The 18470-nt window shown below is 61.1% G+C and carries 11 protein-coding genes and 3 pseudogenes; 8 read left to right on the forward strand and 6 right to left on the reverse strand.

Annotated elements, in window-relative coordinates; all coding sequences use genetic code 11:
* Positions 1 to 10 precede the first annotated feature (10 nt).
* The 8 genes and pseudogenes from IPJ76_14040 to IPJ76_14075 all read left to right on the forward strand — a co-directional run bounded on the left by IPJ76_14040 (position 11) and on the right by IPJ76_14075 (position 11029).
* Positions 11 to 1222 (forward strand): alanine dehydrogenase, encoded by a 1212-nt coding sequence (locus IPJ76_14040; GenBank protein QQR85715.1) that lies wholly within the window; start codon positions 11 to 13, stop codon positions 1220 to 1222.
* Positions 1223 to 1343: 121 nt separating this feature from the next.
* Positions 1344 to 2393 (forward strand): annotated as a pseudogene (locus IPJ76_14045) (PKD domain-containing protein).
* A 171-nt stretch (positions 2394 to 2564) separates the two neighbouring features.
* Positions 2565 to 3089: pseudogene (locus IPJ76_14050) on the forward strand (PKD domain-containing protein).
* A gap of 18 nt (positions 3090 to 3107) precedes the next feature.
* Positions 3108 to 3794 (forward strand): annotated as a pseudogene (locus tag IPJ76_14055) (PKD domain-containing protein).
* A gap of 363 nt (positions 3795 to 4157) precedes the next feature.
* Positions 4158 to 4463 carry a T9SS type A sorting domain-containing protein gene (locus IPJ76_14060; protein ID QQR88472.1) on the forward strand — a complete coding sequence of 102 codons (306 nt, stop codon included), beginning with the start codon at positions 4158 to 4160 and terminating at the stop codon, positions 4461 to 4463.
* A 29-nt stretch (positions 4464 to 4492) separates the two neighbouring features.
* Positions 4493 to 9559, forward strand: coding sequence for a gliding motility-associated C-terminal domain-containing protein (locus IPJ76_14065; GenBank protein QQR85716.1), 5067 nt, complete (start codon positions 4493 to 4495; stop codon positions 9557 to 9559).
* Positions 9560 to 9572: 13 nt separating this feature from the next.
* Positions 9573 to 10286, forward strand: coding sequence for a DUF2807 domain-containing protein (locus tag IPJ76_14070; GenBank protein QQR85717.1), 714 nt, complete (start codon positions 9573 to 9575; stop codon positions 10284 to 10286).
* Positions 10286 to 11029 (forward strand): hypothetical protein, encoded by a 744-nt coding sequence (locus IPJ76_14075; protein QQR85718.1) that lies wholly within the window; start codon positions 10286 to 10288, stop codon positions 11027 to 11029. Before IPJ76_14070 ends, IPJ76_14075 begins: the two co-directional genes overlap by 1 nt.
* A gap of 4 nt (positions 11030 to 11033) precedes the next feature.
* Here IPJ76_14075 and IPJ76_14080 read toward each other — a convergent pair whose 3' ends face one another.
* The 6 genes from IPJ76_14080 to IPJ76_14105 form a co-directional block, all read right to left on the reverse strand.
* On the reverse strand, positions 11034 to 12119 hold the full coding sequence (locus IPJ76_14080) for a methyltransferase domain-containing protein (GenBank protein ID QQR85719.1): 1086 nt from the start codon (positions 12117 to 12119) through the stop codon (positions 11034 to 11036).
* A complete protein-coding gene (locus IPJ76_14085; protein ID QQR85720.1) occupies positions 12116 to 13453 on the reverse strand; it encodes a tryptophan 7-halogenase in 1338 nt (445 codons plus the stop codon). Before IPJ76_14085 ends, IPJ76_14080 begins: the two co-directional genes overlap by 4 nt.
* Positions 13454 to 13480: 27 nt before the next feature.
* Complete coding sequence (locus tag IPJ76_14090) at positions 13481 to 14782, reverse strand: AMP-binding protein (protein ID QQR85721.1); 1302 nt, start codon at positions 14780 to 14782, stop codon at positions 13481 to 13483.
* Positions 14764 to 16428, reverse strand: a complete 1665-nt coding sequence (locus IPJ76_14095) for a peptidase C45 (GenBank protein ID QQR85722.1) — start codon at positions 16426 to 16428, stop codon at positions 14764 to 14766. Before IPJ76_14095 ends, IPJ76_14090 begins: the two co-directional genes overlap by 19 nt.
* 61 nt (positions 16429 to 16489) lie before the next feature.
* The gene (locus IPJ76_14100) at positions 16490 to 17086 is read right to left on the reverse strand and encodes a hypothetical protein (protein ID QQR85723.1); all 597 of its coding nucleotides are present in this window, start codon (positions 17084 to 17086) and stop codon (positions 16490 to 16492) included.
* Positions 17087 to 17122: 36 nt separating this feature from the next.
* Positions 17123 to 18466: an MATE family efflux transporter gene (locus IPJ76_14105; GenBank protein ID QQR85724.1), complete on the reverse strand. Its 1344-nt coding sequence runs from the start codon at positions 18464 to 18466 to the stop codon at positions 17123 to 17125.
* Positions 18467 to 18470 lie beyond the last annotated feature (4 nt).

Genomic DNA, 18470 nt, shown 5'->3' on the forward strand with positions numbered 1-18470 from the left:
CATCTGCAGCATGTACAAGAAGATCGGCATCATCCGCGAAGGCAAACAACCCGTTGACCGCCGTGTGCCGCTCACGCCCGTGCTCTGCCGCGAAGTGCTGGACACCAACCCCGGGCTCGACCTCGTGGTCCAGCACAGCCCCATGCGAGCGTTCATGGATGCGGAGTACGAACTGGAAGGTATCGCCATGGTGGAAGATCTGGGCGATCGCGAGCTGATCTTCGGAGTGAAGGAAGTGCCGCTGGACATGCTGCTTCCCGGGAAGAGCTACCTGTTCTTCAGCCACACGATCAAGAAGCAGCCGCACAACAAGAAAATGCTGCGTGCGATCATGGACCGCGGCATCACGCTCATCGACCACGAGCTGCTCACCGACGCCAAAGGCGAGCGGGTGCTGGCGTTCGGCCGTTGGGCGGGTGTGGTGGGCTCCTACAATGCCTTCCGCGCCTGGCAAGTGCACCATGGTTCCCCTGACCTGGAACCGGCCAACGAATGCTACGACCGGGCTGAAATGGAGAAGCACTTGGCCGATCGGCCCTTGCGCAAGGACCTGCGGATCGCGCTCACCGGCGGTGGTAGGGTGGGGAAAGGCGCTATGGAAGTGCTGGACAAGCGCGGCGTCAAACGGGTTTCGGCGCACGAGTTCCTGAACACTGAGTTCAACGTTCCCGTGTATTGCGTGGCGGGCTCCGAAGCGATCTACGAGCGTTTGGACGGCAAGCCTTTCGACAAGCAGGCCTTCCACCGGGACCCGAGCGGGCATCGCAGCACGTTCACGCGGTTCGCGCACCGGGCCCACATCTACATGGCCTGCCACTTCTGGGATCCGCGCGGCCCGAAGTTGCTCAGCGCGGACGCTCTGCGTGATGAGCGCATTTCGTTGCGCGTGATCGCCGACATCAGTTGCGATGTGGGCGGTCCGATCGACAGTACGTTGCGCAGCACCACAATTGCCCAGCCGATGATGGGATACGATCGGGCCACAGCGACCGAATGCCCTGTTGGCAAGCCAGGCTCCATAACCGTTATGGCCGTGGACAACCTGCCGTGCGAACTCCCGCGCGATGCCAGCGAAGCCTTCGGTCGGGACTTGGTGGACAATGTCCTTCCGTGCTTCCTCGGGAACGACCCTACGGGCATGATCGACCGCGCGACCATCGTCAAGAACGGGGCGCTCACGGAGCGATACGCCTACCTCGCCGATTACGCTGCAGCGGGCTAGGCATCGCCCGGTTCCGGGACTACATTCGTTCCGTCTTCGGAACGCTTTCCCTTGTTGCGCTGGAAGACCTCGGTGGTTGAGCCTCGACTTGTCGGGGCTCTTCCTTTTCCGACCGGCAGTTATGGACAGATCGCGCATCGTGTGCGGTGATCCTGCCGAACCCCGGAACATGGCGTTGGATGAAGATCGTGGTGGGACGGAGTGCGGCATCCGGTCGTGGACCCCGGCATTTTCCGGGCCACCAAGAACAGTTGCAGTGAAGACCGTGATGGATGAAAGTGCCCGTCTATATTTCGCGGTCTACGGGCCCATCGCCCTAGCAGGATCCATGACACGGTTTTTCCTCCCGGCGACCCGGTTCTTCAAGCCACTTTGCCTTACGGTTGCAAGCCTTGCAGGCAGCGGCTTGGTCGCCCAGCAGTTCTACGACCTGGGCACCGGAACGCAAACGAACGCGAACAACGACTACCCCGCACCTTATGGGAACGATTGGCCCGGTAGCCGCCATCAAATGGTTGTCCTGGCAAGCGAGCTGAACGGGTTGGGGATGGGAGCCGGTGACATTGTGAGCATCGCCTTCAACGTGGCAACACCGCAGGGAACCCCGCTCCAAGGATTCACGCTCAGCCTTGGCACCACCACGGAGGCGGAAGCGCAGATACCGTGGATCACGGGCACGGCTCCGGTAATGGGCCCCGTCAGCTACACGGACGTCTTCGGTTGGAACACGCACGTGTTCGATGCTCCGTTCACGTGGGACGGCACCAGTAACCTCGTGGTGCAAACGTGCTTCTTCAACGGCAACGCAACGGCCAACGCCAGCATGTACTACACGCCGACGACGTTCAACAGCGTGACCTACAGAGCAACGCCGAACGGCAACGTGTGCACGAGCAATACGGGCCAACTGTTGCTTTCCACGGATCGTCCGAACATGCGCTTCGGGTTCGAACCGCCGTTGGCCGTGCCGGTGGCGCAGTTCTTGGTTTCCCCGACCATCTCCTGCAATGGCGTCGTTGATTTCTCGGATGAAACGTCGGGTGTGCCGGATGACTGGCAATGGGATTTCGGCGATGGTTCAACGGACACTGTCCAGGATCCCGAGCACACGTACTTGAGCGATGGCGTGTACATCGTGCAGCTCATCGCCAGCAACATCCTGGGCACGGACACCGCCTTCGGTACGGTGACCGTGAACATCAACGGCCCGCAGCCCGCGCCGGGATGCGTTGTTTCCAGTCCCGGCACTGTGGCAGGGTTCGGTATCACCAGTGTGGCCTATGGCGATGTGAGCGTTACGAGCGCCGACGCTCTGACTGAAGGATACGCGGACAGGGCCTGCATGATGGACACGGTGCTTGTGGGCACCAGTTTCGACCTGGCTGTTGCATGCGGGACCCTTACCACGCACAACGTTCGCGTTTGGATCGATTGGGACAACAGCGCCACCTTCGATGCCACGGAGCAGGTGGCCTCGGCGATCGCCGTCACCGGCATCAACGCTTCGATCAACGTGCCGGCAACCGCGGCGCTGAACACGCCGTTGCGCATGCGCATCATGGCGGACTATGATTTCAGTCCTTTCCCGCAACCATGCACCGATCCGCAGTTCGGGCAAGCCGAGGATTACGGCATCGTGGTGATCGAGAACCCGCTGCCGCCTGATGCAGAATTCAGCGCGGCACCGACCACTACATGCGACGGCATCGTGCAGTTCACGGATCTATCGCTCAACGTTCCAACCGGTTGGACATGGGACTTCGGTGACGGGAACGGCAGCAACGATCAGAACCCGTTGCACACTTACGCAGCCAGCGGCACCTACACGGTGAGCCTCACGGCCATCAACCCGAACGGTAGCGACACGGAAACACAGGTGAACGTTGTGGTCGTTGATCTGAACGGTCAGACCGCACCGCCGCTCTGCACCCCGCAAACCCAGAGCTGGTGCTGCGGCTATGGCATCCTTGGTGTTCAATTCGCGGGTATCAACAGCACCAGCCCTGATGGAAGTGAGGGCTACCAGGACCGCACATGCGGCAACCAGGCCGCGGTGACGGAAGGCAACAGCTATCCCATCAGCATTGCAACGGGCACCCAGAACAACTGCGATACCTATGTGTGGGTCGACCTGAACGGTGATGGTGACTTCACCGTCGGCGAACTGCTCTTCAGTGCATTGGGTACCACGAGCCCGAGCGGCACGGTGTACATACCGTCAAGCTCGGCCTTCGGTGTTCCCGTGCGCATACGGGTGGCCACGGAAGTCGTGGGAGAACTGACCGGCCCTTGCGATGCACCGCTCTTCGGGCAGGTTGAGGATTTCAGCGTGATCATCACGCAGAACACGAATCCGCCTTCAGCAGTGTTCAGCGCAGATCCCACCACAACTTGCGATGGGGTCGTGGATTTCACTGACCTGAGCACGAACCTGCCTCAAAGTTGGAGTTGGGATTTCGGTGATGGCAACGGCAGCTCGGTCCAGAACCCTACGCATACTTACGCCGCCCCAGGTACCTATACGGTGAGCCTCACCGTAACCAACAACAACGGCAGCGACACGGAAGTGCAGAACGGCTTGATCACGGTGCCTGAACCTGCGGCGTGCGATACCAATTTGGTGGACGACGCCCAGGACATCACCGACACGGATTGCACGGGCATCGTGGCCGACGATGGTGGACCTGACAATGACTACACACCGGGAAGCAGTGGGTTGTTCACCATCGCGCCGACCATCCCCGCCCAAGTGACCCTGACGTTCCTGTCGTTCGCCTTCGAGCCCAACGACGAACTGGTGATCTATGACGGCCCCGACGACCAAAGCCCGCTGATCGGTGCATACACTGGGCAGGGGCTCGGGGCGTTGGACAACAACGGCGTGTTCACCAGCACGAACGGTGCCTTGACCTTATGGCAGAACGCCAGCCCGGGCATGGTGGTGGACGACGGGTTCGTTGCAACATGGACCTGCAGCCCGGACGGCATTGTTGAGAACAGCGCTCCGTCGTTCCACTTGTCACCTGTTCCGGCCGACGACGTGCTGAACGTCTTCTTTGCACAGCGATCGGATGCCACGCTGACCATAATGAATGCGCTTGGGGCAGTGCTTGAGCAGCGCGCCATTGCCAGTGCCACGGAACGGACCATCATCGACGTAAGCGCGTGGCCGGCCGGTCTGTATGCCCTTGCCCTGAGCGACAACAGCGGCCGCAGCACCAAAACGTTCGTGGTGCGATGAACCTGAACCATCTGATCCGTGCAGAACGCATGAAGCGACTCTTCCCCCGCGCATTGGCCGCCGCCACCTTGTTGGTCGGCCTCAACGTGCAAGCCTCGCACTTGATAGGCGGCAACCTTGGATACACCTACGTGGGTGAGACGGCGCCGGGCAGCGGCATGTACCGGTACAACGTGTACATGCAGTTCTTCATGAACTGCGGCCCGGACAGCAACTGGGAGACGCTCTATGAACTCCTGGGGCAGAACTACAACACGCCGTTGGAGGTCGGTGCCTACATCCAGGACATCAATAACCCCAACGCGGACAAGGCGCTGTACCAAGTAGTGAACCTGACCTTCCAAGACAGCTTGCAGATCATTCCTGACCTGCCGGACGGCTGCACGGTGGGGCAGGGGCTCTGCACGGTGCAAGGCAACTTCCTCGGCACGATCGATCTGCCCTTGAACTTCGCGGGGTACCATCTCTATTTTCAGCTCTGCTGCCGCAACAACGACATCCTCAACCTTAACAACCCGGGCGGCACCGGGATCGGCTACTACGCTTTCGTACCACCGCCATTGGTGCAGAACAGCAGCCCGGTCTGGATCGGTATTCCCACACCGTTCCTCTGCATCAACGACACGAGCACCTTCGTCAACAGTGCCAGCGACCCGGACGGAGACCAGCTCATCTTCTCCTTTGAAGTGCCTTATGCAAGCGTTGACCAGGCCGGTGGATTGATCCCGCCGCCTTCACCGCTGCCCAACCCGGTTCCCACCGTTGCTTTTGCACCAGGCTTCAGCTTGGCGCAGCCGTTCGGCGCGGGTGGCTATTCCTTCATCAACGGTGCGACCGGACTAACGCAGTACATGCCGGTGCTGCAGGGAAACCATGTGGTGTCCGTTGAGGTGAAGGAGTACCGCAATGGCTTGTTGATCGGTCGTACACGAAGGGACCTTCAGCTGCAAGCCATTGTGTGCCCGCCGAACGCCACGCCCAACGTGAACGGCCAGTTGAACCTGAGCTATTCCGTTGCCGCTGGTGACCAACTGTGCTTCGATATGGACTTCGTTGACGCCGATGGCGATTCGCTCTACCTCACTGCGGCCGGCGCCATTTTCGATCCGTTGCTGTTCAGCCCGGCGGCGACCATCGGCGCGCCTGACAGTGCGCTGGCCGCCATCAGCGCCACGTTCTGCTGGGACACGGAATGCGACCAAGGTCAGGACCAGCCGTACCTCTTCAGCGTGAGCGTTAGTGACAACGGCTGCCCACCGAAGAACATCGATGTGGTCTTCCAAGTGACCGTGGTCCCGTTCGCAGGACCCGCTACGATCACCGGCCCTGCAGCGGTTTGCGGGAACAGCTCGGGAGTTGCATACTCCACCACCAATATCGCCAACGCGACCTATACATGGACCGTTACGGGTGGTTCACTAGCAACCCAGAACGGTAACAGCATCACGGTCAACTGGGGTGGAGCGGGTGCCGGCTCCGTGAGCGTGTTCGCGACCGATTCGCTGGGTTGTTCCTCAGCACCGATCAACCTGCCTGTAACGATCAATGCATTACCCGCTGCGGATGCGGGTCCTGATCAGCTGATCTGCCAGGGCGATAGCGTTGCCATCGGCGGCGCCCCAACCGGTCCGCCCGGCAGCACCTTCAATTGGAGCAACTCCGGTTCGTTGAGCAGTGGTAGCGCGGCCAACCCCTTCGCATCGCCGACCACTACCACCACTTATGTCGTTACCGTTGCGAATGCGGGTTGTGTGGCCACCGACACGGTGGTGGTGAACATCAGCAATGTGGCGGTGAGCGCCGGACCTGATGCCGTGATCTGCTCGGGTGATACGGCGCAGCTGCAAGCCAGTGGTGGTTCGGGCTACCTGTGGTCGCCGGGTGCTACGCTGAGCAATGATGCGATCGCGGATCCGCTGGCCTTCCCGACTTCCACCACTGTTTACGCAGTGCAGGTAACGGACAGCATCGGATGCGTGACCACGGACTCCGTGCAGGTGCTTGTGAATGAGCTGCCCATCGTTGATGCCGGCGCTGACAGCAGCATCTGCCTGAACACGTCGATCGTGCTCGGCGGTGCACCGACGGGCCCGGTCGGAAGCACTTTCGATTGGAACCAGGCCGGTACGCTCGATAGCGACACCTTGGCCAACCCGACCGCCACACCAACGCAGACCACCACCTACACTGTGACGGTTACCGATCTGAACGGATGTGTTGCGCAGGACAACATCGAGATAACTGTGCTGAACCTGCCCAACGTTGATGCGGGCCCCGATCAGAGCATTTGCCCCGGTGACAGTGCCCAGTTGAACGGAACGGCAGGCCCTGGTGCGACCTGGTCGCCCATCATCGGGTTGAGCGATCCCAACGACCTCGATCCGTTGGCCTCACCTCCGTCAACCACGGTTTATGTGCTGGAACGCACCGCGGCCAATGGTTGCAGTAACACCGACAGCGTTACAGTGGTCGTTTTCCCAGCGGCGCAGGCGAACGCTGGTCAGGACCAAAGCACCTGCCTGGGTGACACGGTGCAGCTGAACGTCACGGGAGGTACTGCGGTTTGGTCGCCTTCAACATCTCTGAGCGATCCGAACATCAGCAACCCATTGGCTTTCCCGGACACCACGACGCTTTACACCGTGGTGGTGACGGACGGCAATGGTTGTTCTGCAACCGACAGTGTGCTTGTGACCGTTACCGCGCCCATCAGTGCCGGCGGCGATGGCAGTGTGACCATCTGCAGCAACACGAGCGCATGGCTGTTCGACCACCTCGTAGGTCCTTATGATACGACAGGATCTTGGCTCAGCCCTGCTTTTGCGAACGACAATGCGGACTTCGACCCATCATTGGGCGACCAGCCAGGCACGTGGTACTATGTCGTTCAGGTTGCCAACTCAGCATGCCCTGCGGATACTGCGACGGTTGAGGTGGCCGTGAACCAACTGCCGGATGCAGGCTTCGGCGACAGTTTGACGGTTTGCAGCAGCGATGCGCCCTTTGACTTCCCGTTGAGCATCGGGGTGGATACCAATGGTGTATGGACGGGGCCCTTCAACCTGCCGAACGATGGCACCTATATCCCCGGCACCAGCGAGCAGGGCACGTACTCGTACATCCTCCTCGGCAGTGCGCCGTGCCCGAACGACACTGTGTTCTTCACAGTATCGGAAGTGCTTGCCCTCAACCCGGGCCAGAGCAACGCGGTAACCGCATGCGGAAGTGGTGTGCCGTTCAATTTGATCGACTCTTTGGGCGGCAATCCGGACCAGAACGGTTCGTGGACCGGCCCGAACAATCAACCGCACGGCAGCACGTTAGACCCTTCGGTGGATGATGATGGTACATACACGTACACCGTGGCAGGGGGCACCGCGTGCGAAGCCAGCACCACGTTGGAAGTGAACGTGCAAGTGCCTCCAGCTGATGCAGGCAACAACCTTGCGCTGTGCATCGGTGATACCGTGCAGTTGAATGCCAGCGGAGGAACGGATTACAGCTGGTCACCCGTAACCGACCTGAGCGATGCGGCCATTTCCGGCCCGCTCGCCTTCCCGACTTCCACCACCACCTACACCGTTAGCGTTACGGACGGGTTGGGGTGCGTTGCAACGGATTCCGTTGTCGTTACGGTGAACCCCCTGCCTGTGGCGGACGCTGGACCCGATGAGGCGGTGTGCACCGGAAGTTCCGTGAACATCGGCGGGAACCCCACCGGCCCCGGTGGTAGCACCTATGTGTGGTCGCCGAGCGCTGGCCTCAGCAGCACCACCAACGCCAATCCGGATGCTTCGCCCACGGACACAACGACCTACGTGGTGCAAGTGACCGATGGCAACACCTGCGTTCAGACGGATACGATGACGGTGGTCGTGTATGCATTGCCGAGCGTCTTCGCAGGCAATGACACGTCGTTCTGTACAAGCACCTCGGTGCAGCTGAATGCACAAGGTTCCGGCGACTTCGCATGGACGCCGACCGCCGGACTCAACGATCCGAACATCGCCAACCCGGTCGCGTCGCCTTCCGCGAACACCACTTACACGGTAACGCTAACGGACGGGAACGGCTGTGTGGCATCGGATGACATCAACGTGAGCATCGATCCGTTGCCCACCGTGGATGCCGGACCGGACCTGTGGGTGTGCCCTGGCTTCGGTGAGCAGTTGCAAGGCAGTGGCACTGGTACCTTCTCTTGGGCGCCTTCCACCGACCTGAACGATGCCAACGTGGCCAACCCCGTGGCCGACCCGCCGACCAGCACGGTCTATACGCTCACGGTAACCAGCGGCACGGGCTGCACGGCCAGCGATGCCATGACGCTCACCGTGAACAGCGACCCGCCTGTGGATGCAGGGCCCGACCAGTCGATCTGCTTGGGGCAGCAGGTGGTGATCGGTGGTGCGCCCACGAGCATTGCGGGGAGCTCCTACGCTTGGTCGCCCAGTGCCACGTTGAACAACCCAACGGACGGTAACCCGCTGGCCACGCCCACTGCGACAACCACTTACACCGTGGTGGTCACCAACGACACCTGCACCAGCAGTGATCAAGTGACGGTGCTAATCCAAGGCGTTGCTGAGGCGGCCTTCAATGTGCGCTTTGAACCAGGCTGCGATGGATTGCGCGCCTTCTTCACCGATCTGAGCACCGCTCCCGAGAGCTGGTTCTGGGATTTCGGCGGTGGAGCCACGAGCACCGAACAGAACCCGCAATACGTGCTCACCTATGGTCAGAGCATCGACGTGACCTTGACCATCACCGATGCGTTCGGTTGCACGGATGAAGTGACCCAGAACTACAACCCTGGCAACTACGAGGACAACGTTCAGCTGAGCGTGCCCAACGTGTTCACCCCGAACGGCGATGGCATGAACGATGTCTTTACGCTGAACACCGACGCTGAGCTAGGGCCTTGCACCAAGATGCTGGTGTACAACCGCTGGGGCCAGAAAGAGTTCGAGAGCCTTGGTGCCAACATCGTGTGGGACGGCCGCAACTTCGGTGGCATTGAGTGCACCACAGGTACATACTTCTACGTCATCGACGTCAAGGGCATGAGCTTCGAAGGCACCGTTTTCCTCAACCGGTAAACCACTACTGACCATGAAAGGGTTCGCACTGCTCGCCATTGCCGCCGCTGGCTACGGCGTTCATTCCTATAACTCGTCCGATTGCGTGAAAGGCGCAGGGGACGCGGTGAAGAAAGACCTGTCCGTTGGTGCGTTCCATGGGGTGCACGTCATGGGCTCCTTGTCGGTGGAGCTGACGCAAGCTGCCACGCAGAGCGTTCAGGTGGAAGGTCAGCCCAACCTGGTGGACCTCGTGGAGACCACCGTTGAGAACGGCATCTGGAAGATCGGAACGAGCAAGTGCTACAGCACCGACAAGCCGTTCGTGGTGCGCATCAATGTGCCGAGCATCGACCGCGTGGCCGTGATGGGCAGCGGCGATGTAAAGGGCAAGAACCAGTTCGGTGCCGATAAGGTGGACATCGACGTGCAAGGCAGTGGCGATGTGACCATGACCTTCAACTGCAAGAGCCTTGAAGCAACGGTGCAGGGCAGCGGCGACATCAAGTTGGGCGGCGAATGCCAGGAGCTGGTGGCCACCGTGCAGGGTAGCGGCGATGTGAAAGCCGTGGAGATGAAGAGCCAACGCGCCATGGCCACCGTCACTGGTAGTGGCGATGTTACCGTGGCCGTGCTCGAAAGCCTCAACGCCAAGGTGACCGGCAGCGGCGATGTGAAGTACAAAGGCAAGCCGAAGGAGGTGAAGAGCAGCATCACCGGCAGCGGCGATGTGAGCGAGCTGAAGTGATGCGCGACGCCAGTTGGTTTGCCGGTGCCCTAGTGCTCTTGGTGAGCGCATGCGGCGGAAACAACACGGAAGGCACGGCCACTGTGGTTGAGCCCCAGCGCGACACCTCCCATTGGCATGGCCCCAGCGCACTTGAGCGGGTGCACTTCCCCCAGGTAGCGGACAACATAAAGCACGACACGCTGGCGGTGCAGATCACCTTCGACCTGCTGGACGGCACGCATCTGATGGTCGCGGCCAATGCTGAAGAGACCTTTGAAGGATTGGCGCTATACCGCTACCGTGCTCGGCCGGACAGCAGCTCGGAAGTCTTGGCACGTTCTTCCCCCGCGTATGACAGCTGGACGATGTTCCCGACTTTCTTCAGGGCGCCGGACAAGTCGTGGCCGCTGGTGGTGTTCGCGAACTTCGGCGAGAAGCAGAGCTGGGGCCAGAAGTTGATGCTGTTGGACAGTAACGGGTTCTCGGATACCGGGTTCCTGGAGGTAGCGCTACCGGTGCGCGTCAACGAACAGGACTCGGCCTATCTGAAGCGTGAGAGCATAGCGCCGTTCTTGCGGTTGTTCGGCGATTCGCTCGAATTCGCGTGCGATAGCCTTTACATCTACGACGATGGTGCCGGAGGCCGGGACCGCATCGTTGCTGCACGCGCTGCGCGCTATGTGCTCGGCAATGGACAACCGATCCTGTACCTGGAAGGGCTGCAAGTAACGGCTGCCCCTCCGGACAGCCCCGCCCTCTAGCTCCTCAGACCATGCACTTCCACAGGGAGTGCCCGAGCCCCACGTTGTCGCGTTCTTCCACCACGCGCAGCCCGGCACGTTCCACCAGCGGCTTGAAGGTTTCAGCACGGTACATGCGGCTGTTGCCGTTGGCAATGGCCGTGAAGTAGAGCGATGTGGCGGCGAGCGAGAACGCTGCGGCCTCGTGTTCCTGCCGATCGATGAAGGTCTCCATGATCCATAGCACGGTGTCCTTGGTCATGGCTGCCCTGGCCTTGCGCAGGATGCTGACCACCTCTTCCTCACTGAAGCAATCCAGGAACTGGCTCATCCAGATCACATCGGCACCATCGGGCAACGTGCTGTTCGGGTCGAGCATGTCGCTGGGGACAGTGCGCAGACGATCCGCATGGCCGGCCGCTGTGATGTTGCGTTCCACTTCGCGCAGTTGCCCCGGTAGGTCCACCACCACCAGTTGCACATCGGCATCGTGGCGAAGGCAGGCGAGCGCCCACTTGCCCGTGTTGCCACCTACGTCCATCAGGGTCTTTGGCCGGTGCTCAAAGACGATCGGCAATGCCTCGGGGAAGGACCGGTCGCTGTAATAGTGGTCGAACGCGAACCAGCTCCTGCGCACCTGCTCCGGCAGGCTCTTGAGCGCCTGGTACACGGTCGGCCATTCACCGAACACTTTCAGGCCGCTGGGTCTTCCGGTGCGCAGTGCTTCCTCCAGGTGCATGGTGCCTTCGTAGCAGACGTCACCCACGAAATCCATGTTGGCGATCGTCATCTCGTCGCTGGCGAGCATGTAGCCCGTCTTGGTAACGCCGTAGCGTTCGCCTTTGCGCCAGAGCACCTCGCTGGTGAGGCCCATGTCAACGAGCACGGTGACCGCGTAATGGCTGAGCCCGCTCGTTTCCATCATGGCGCCGAAGTCCAAGCCGTCATCGCCTGACTTGTCCAATGCCTGGAGAAGGCCGGTCTTGCGCATGATCCAGCATGCCTGGAAAACGATGGGGCCGAAGGCGATGCGCTGCGCAGCGCTGCGTGCTTCGGCGGCGGTCGGACCCGTGTTGGTGCGTGCGGGGCGGCTCAAGGTTTTGATCGTCATGCGTGTTCCGGTTCTGCTGCCATGCTGTGGTGCCCGTTGCCATTGGTGCCGCCGAAGGCGGCTGCAATGGCGTCCAGTTTCGAACCACTTGTTTTTCCTTCAGCCTCCATGCGTACCACCTGCGCCAGGGTCTTCACAATACGGTCGTGCTTGCTCACGAAGGGGTTGTTGCGGTCCCAAACGTAGCCCGCCAACACGCTCACGATCTTTTCCTTGATGCTCTGGGTCAGTTCCGGTGCGAAGAAGATCGTGTGCAGATCGCCGTTGTACCATGCATCGATGTATGTGCGGAAGACCGCAGCGCCGTACCGTACTTCGTCCGCATAGTCCTTCTCCCAGTCCACCTTTTGCCCTGAGCGTTGCTTCAAGAAGAGCTTGGCGGCCATGAGCCCGCTGTTGGTGGCGAAGGCCACCCCACTGCTGAACACGGGATCGAGGAAGCCCGCGCAGTTGCCGGTGAGGACATAGTGTTTGCCGTGGAGCTTCTCGTTGTAATGAGCATAGTCGCGGATCACCTTGGGCTCCCACAGGAACCCCGGGTTCTCGTAGCGCGTCCCGAACGCTTTTTGGCGGTGCAGCATTTTGCGGAAGGCCTCGCTGGTGTTCGCGCTCTCCTCAATGGCGCTGAAGTGGCGCTTGTGGCCGACAAAACCAAGTGACGTGGTGCCGTTGCTGAACGGGATGCTCCAGAACCAAAGGTCGGTTTCCACGATCTCGAAGCTGATCTGCATCGGCTCCTTGTAGCCGTTGCGGTGCTCTTCCGTTTCGGGCACGTGCACGAACATGGCCATGCGGCCATCGCCCGATGGATCGTCCTTCAGTCCGAGCAGGCTCACTAGCGTGCCGCCGTAGCCACTACTGTCGATGATGAACGGTGCCTTCGCCACGAACGACTTGTCGCCTTTGCGCGCGTGCACCAGCGCATGGTCATCGGCTTCCAGGTCCACCTTGGTCACTTCATGCCCGAAGCGGATATCAACCCCGGCTGCAATGGCCGTGTCAGCCATCACCTTGTCGAAGTGTGCTCGTGGGACCTGCCAGGTCCACGTCCAGCCATCGGTGAAGTTCTCGGAGAACGCAAGGTCCAGGACGACCCCATCCCTGATGAAGCGGGCGCCGCGCTTGATGGCATAGTCCTGCTTCATCAACTCTGACAGCAGGCCGGCTTCGTCCCAATGGCCCATGCTCAAGGGCAATAGGCTTTCGCCGATCACGAACCGGGGGAACTCCGCCCGCTCCAGCACCAGCACTTTCAATCCTTGTTTGTTCAGATACGCACTGGTGACACTGCCCGATGGGCCTGCACCGATCACGATCACGTCGAATTCCTCCATGGTGGGTATTTGCTGCGCCTGCAGCGCTCAAGTGTTGCTCTTCCGCCGGTCGATGAAACGCTGAGGCTTCCGGGCGCCGGGCGGCAGGGCCAAAGTATCGATACGCCCCGCATCGGTCCTGACGATCGTTGGTGCTACACGGAGTTTCGCCCGGAGGACGTCCAAAACCGCAGGTTCAGCCTCAGCCGAAGCATCCAGCATCACCACCAACCGGTCGTTGCCCAGTTCATCGCTCTCGGCAATGGCCACATAGCTCCCGACTTGTCGGCAAGCCGCCAAGGCATCCAGCACTTGGGCAGGGAAAACGGTGGTGCCCTTGATCTTCAGGCGTTGCTGCTTGCGGCCGAGGACAGGCCCCAGCCGGCGCTCGTATCCGTTCGGGCCGGCACCTTCATGCCAAGCGCAGATATCCCCGGTGCGGAAGCGGAGCAATGGCATGCCTTCAACTCCGAAGGGCGTCACTACCACTTCGCCGGGTGTGCCCGCAGGAACGGGTTGGTTGTCGTCGCCGATCACTTCAACATGGATGAGGTCGTGCTGCACCACGGCACCCGAGGCGGGGGATCGCTCGGTGCTGGCCGTGCACATCTCCGTGCTGGCATAAGTGCTCACCAGGTCCACGGGCCAACCTTCGTTGATGCGCGTTGCCAAAGCGTTCGGGGCCAGATCAGCCGTGGTGATCGGTTCACCGATGCACACTACACGGCGTACACTGCTCGTTCGCGGATCGATGCCTTGCTCCCGCGCGAAGCCGATCATCCGCAGCAAGAACGAAGGCACGGCAATGAGCACGGTGGGCTTGAAACGTTGGATGGCATCCCATTGCGCGGCAGCATCACCAGGGCCCATGCGCACCATGGCCGCACCTATGCTGCGTACGCCCATCTGGTAGGCAAGCCCGGCCATGAAGCGCTTGTCGATGGTGGTCATCAACTGCAACGTGTCTGATGCTGTGACCCCGGCCATGCGCAGGCTATTGGCTTCGTTGATCGCAAGTCGCTGAAGGTCTTGCTCGGTCTGCGGAAGAGGAACCGGCTGGCCGGTGGTGCCGCTGGTGGTGGCATGGTCGCGGATGGCGCTTCGATCCACCGCGAGGAACTTGGCGTTGTGGGCTTCAAGCTGCTCCCGAACGGTGAATGGGAATGCCTTCAGGTCGTCCAAAGAGCGCAGGTCATCGGAGCTCATATGGTTCGCGGCCAAAAGCTCGCGGTACCACGGTGAACGACGTTGCAGATCGGCGATGTGCGCACGCAAACGATCCGCTTGTGCGGTGGCCCATTCTTGGGCGGTGAGCCGGGCCGCAGGCGTTGTCACTTCACTGCGTTGCATTCGTTCATCGCGTTCGTGATGCGTTCGCGCTCGGCCAGGCTTGCCACGGTATGCTCCAATGCCTGCGCGTAATACGCCGCTGCCTTCTTGTGTTCGCCCATGCTCCGGTACAGGTCGCCAAGATCGGCGTAGGTGAGGTAACTCTTCGGGTTGCTCGCGATGAAACGCTGTTCGTCAGCAGCGCTCAGGGAGTAAGCCTTTCCGGCCAGAACATGGTCGTGCAGTTCACCATGCATCTTGGCAAAAAAAGTGTGGCCCTGGCCCTCGGGTGAAGCCAGGAAGCCGTCCGCAGCAATGGTCAGCGCTTCATTGTGCACGGGTCCAGCAACGGTATTCGTGGCGCAACGGCTGAACACGGCCGTGAGGTCATAGCACACGAACGCACCTTCCTGGTAAGGGTAGGCGCTCACCCACACGCGGCGCTTCATGGGCTGGAACACGATACCGTGGTGCGCGATGAGCTGGTTGATGCTCATCGGATTGCCCATCCCGATGTCTTCGTTGTTCGGGCCTTTCCGGTCGCGGAGGATCCGCACGGCGGCTTCGGCATCCAAGCTGTCTTCGGCATCCAGCAACGTGTTCATGCGGTCCCAGCGCGTCTTGCTGTCGCTTCGCAGAAGGTTCGAGGTGTTCGCGTCGCTGTCCTTGAAGTGCGGGCTCTGGTAATGGTTGGCACAAACCAGGCGGTCGCCTTCGGTCGTGGTCACGTCCATGCCGTCGGGGGCCTTTTCGATAATGATCGCGCGGCCGTCGCGAGCGCTACCCACCAGGATGGACTCGCTCACAAAAACGTCGCGCCGTCCGGCTATGGCCACAGCGGAGTCAATGTTCGAAGCGTACTGAAGGATCTCTCGCGCCAGCAAACTGATCGGCGTTTTTGCGCCCCACGGCGTTGCGCTCTTCGCGGCGTTGATGGTAACGGTGAGACCCTCGGTGTTCATGCCGCTCGCAGCGCCCATGAAGCCGCCCCACGATACCGTCATGAACGGGATCCCGTGACGGGGCCGGATAAAGGTGATGAGCTTGTCCTTGGCGAACTCCTCGCCCATGTAGAAGTCGAAGTTCCGCCCGATGAGCAACTCGCCGTCAATAGTGGCGCTGTCCCAAGCAGCGAAACTGGTGCACCCCACCAAGGCAAGGTCCTGCAGGGCATGACCGATGTCGTGCGCCGCGTGGTAGTTCAGCGCCCGATGGTATTTCGGGCCCACGAAATCGTAGGCATCGCTGAACGAGCGGCTCACACCGAAGATCTCGCGCTCGAACTCGTCAGGCACATGTTCCGGCAGGTCGCGGTTGAACCATGCCGTGATGTACTTCAGCGACTTCAGCCATCCCTCGTTGGGCACCAACGCGCGTAAGCGGTCCACGAAGATCTCCTCCTGCTTCACCACCAGTTCTTGGGCGAGCACACCGTAAGTGAGCCCCCGTTGCAGGTCGTCACCTTCAACATACACCTCGTAAAGCCCATGATCGTTGCGCCCCAACCAGTTGTGGCCCGATCGCCAGCGGCCTTCGGCGTCCATGCTGCGCTCCGGGAGTTGAAGTACATCGGCGGAAGTCACTGGCTCAGGTACCCGCACCGTGAAGTAGAACCAGGTGAGCAGCACGCCCATCAGCAACGCGCTGAACACGACAATGCGCAGCAAGCGACGACGCCACCGGCCGGGACGAGGAGTGCGAACCATCTGCTGGTCTGTGGTCATCACTTCAGAAGCCCACGGCGAAACCGCCACCAACGAAGGGTGTTCCCCGCAAGTAAGGACTTCGCGGATCCTGCAGAACGTCCCACAGCACGGTGAAGGTCATGTACGTGCGGCCACCAAGGCTCGCCGAATAGCCGCCACCGACCAAGAGGAACGGGACCCATGTCCGCCCGAGCCTCGCCGTCGCCCGATCGATGTAGCCGACCATGTTCATGTGGTTGAACTCGGCATGGGCGAACAACTGCGGCAGCAGCCGGTAGCGTGTGAACGTGCGGTAGCCGTAGGTGCTGAAACCGCTGTTCGCACCGTATGCGTTCCAGCGGGTGTAGTTATAGCTGCCACCGACGCCCACGCTCCACTTGTTATTGCGGTCGATCTTGTAGCCGACCACCGGGTCGATGCCGATGTTGGTGGTGGTGCCGAACTGGAGGTTCAAACCCCCGCCGAAGAACAGGCGTTCCTTCACTGGGCGCGTGTCCTTCTCCTCATCCTCTTCCTCTGTGGCGTCTTCTTCTTCATCCTGCGCAAGCACGGGGACAGCGGCCATGGTGAGCAAGGCCAGCAGGCCAAGTCGCATCCAGCGCATCAGATCGGTCTTCATGTTCTGGTCCGAAAAGTAGCCCGGCCCAGGCAACCATCAGGCCGTGCGCCGCCGCCGCAGCGACCGCGGGCCGTAATCGCGCTCGAAGGCAAGGGACAGCATCAGCCCGCGACAGGTCATCCAGAGCAGGAAGGCGGCCCAAACGGCGTGCAACTCCCAGCCCAAGTGGTCGCCCACGATGGCCACGGGCAGGAACACGCCGAAGGTGGAAATGAGCAGGACGTTGCGCAGGCTCTTGCCATCGCCGAAGCCTTTGAAGATGCCATCGAAGGCGAAGGCCACCGCGTTGATCGGCTGCGTGATGATCACCAGCCAGAACACACCATTGAACAGCAAGAGCGCACCGGCGCTTTCGGTGAACATGCCACCGATCCACGGGTAGGAGATGCCATAGATCACAGCGAGGATGATGCCGATGAGCACGCTGCGCCGCACCACCTGCCAGCTTACGCGGTACAGTTCCTTCAAGTTGCGCTCACCGCTGAAACGGCCCACAAGCACACTGCCCGCGGCGGCGTAGCCATCGATGAAGAAGGCGCTGAAGAGCCAGATGTTCATGGCCGCGCTATGGGCCGCGCTGTGCAGCACGCCGTGTCCGGTGGCCAGGCGTGCACCGAAGTAGTAGCACGCGTTGAGGGCGATGGTGCGCGCGAACAGATTGCCGCTGAGCAACCACAACGAGGCCAGCTCCGGATGCCGCCATGTGCGCGGGAACAGCTCGAACGGCGTGCGCAGTTTCAGCACCACGATGGCCGTGAAGAACATGGTGATCTGCGCCGCGAAGCTGGACCACGACGACCCCACCACGCCGAGCGCAGGGACATCGTTCCACCCGAAGATCAGCACCGGGTTCAACGCAAGGTTCACCGCTGCACCGATGATGCTGATCCACATGCTCCACCGCATGTTCTGGATGCCACGGAACGCACCCGTCATGGCGAACGTGGCCAGCACGAAGGGGAAGCCGAAGCTGCGCACGTGGAAGTAGTCCACTGCCAGGCGCAGCACTTCGCCATCGGCATTGTACAACCGGAAGATCTCTTCCGAGAACGCATTGGTGATGCTGAAGAAGACGAGCCCCAGTCCGAAGTTCATCCAGATGGCCAGTGGCACCAGGCCTAGGATGCCGCTGAGGCGTTGCTCGCCATAGTAGCGTGCCACCACGGCAAGCACCGCGCTGCGCGTTTGGGCCAGCACCCAAACCACCAGCAGGAAGAAACTGCTGCCGATGCCAACGGCAGCCACCGAGGCATCGCCGAGCTCGCGCACGAACCCCATGTCCACCAGCGCGATCACCGGCTCAGCGATGCCACTGATGATGGCAGGCACCGCCAGATGGTCCAGTTCGCGGCGGGTGAGCGGGTGCGGGGATCTTGGCAAAGCG

This window comes from Flavobacteriales bacterium (assembly GCA_016699575.1).
Lineage (GTDB): Bacteria > Bacteroidota > Bacteroidia > Flavobacteriales_F > PHOS-HE28 > PHOS-HE28.

Bases quoted from the DNA above. Each gene is read 5' to 3' on its own strand.
- IPJ76_14085 (QQR85720.1), bottom strand. From the start codon at position 13,453: ATGGAGGAATTCGACGTGATCGTGATCGGTGCAGGCCCATCGGGCAGT.
- IPJ76_14040 (QQR85715.1), top strand. From the start codon at position 11: ATGTACAAGAAGATCGGCATCATCCGCGAAGGCAAACAACCCGTTGAC.
- IPJ76_14080 (QQR85719.1), bottom strand. From the start codon at position 12,119: ATGACGATCAAAACCTTGAGCCGCCCCGCACGCACCAACACGGGTCCG.
- IPJ76_14075 (QQR85718.1), top strand. From the start codon at position 10,286: ATGCGCGACGCCAGTTGGTTTGCCGGTGCCCTAGTGCTCTTGGTGAGC.
- IPJ76_14065 (QQR85716.1), top strand. From the start codon at position 4,493: ATGAAGCGACTCTTCCCCCGCGCATTGGCCGCCGCCACCTTGTTGGTC.
- IPJ76_14070 (QQR85717.1), top strand. From the start codon at position 9,573: ATGAAAGGGTTCGCACTGCTCGCCATTGCCGCCGCTGGCTACGGCGTT.
- IPJ76_14100 (QQR85723.1), bottom strand. From the start codon at position 17,086: ATGAAGACCGATCTGATGCGCTGGATGCGACTTGGCCTGCTGGCCTTG.
- IPJ76_14090 (QQR85721.1), bottom strand. From the start codon at position 14,782: ATGCAACGCAGTGAAGTGACAACGCCTGCGGCCCGGCTCACCGCCCAA.
- IPJ76_14060 (QQR88472.1), top strand. From the start codon at position 4,158: ATGGTGGTGGACGACGGGTTCGTTGCAACATGGACCTGCAGCCCGGAC.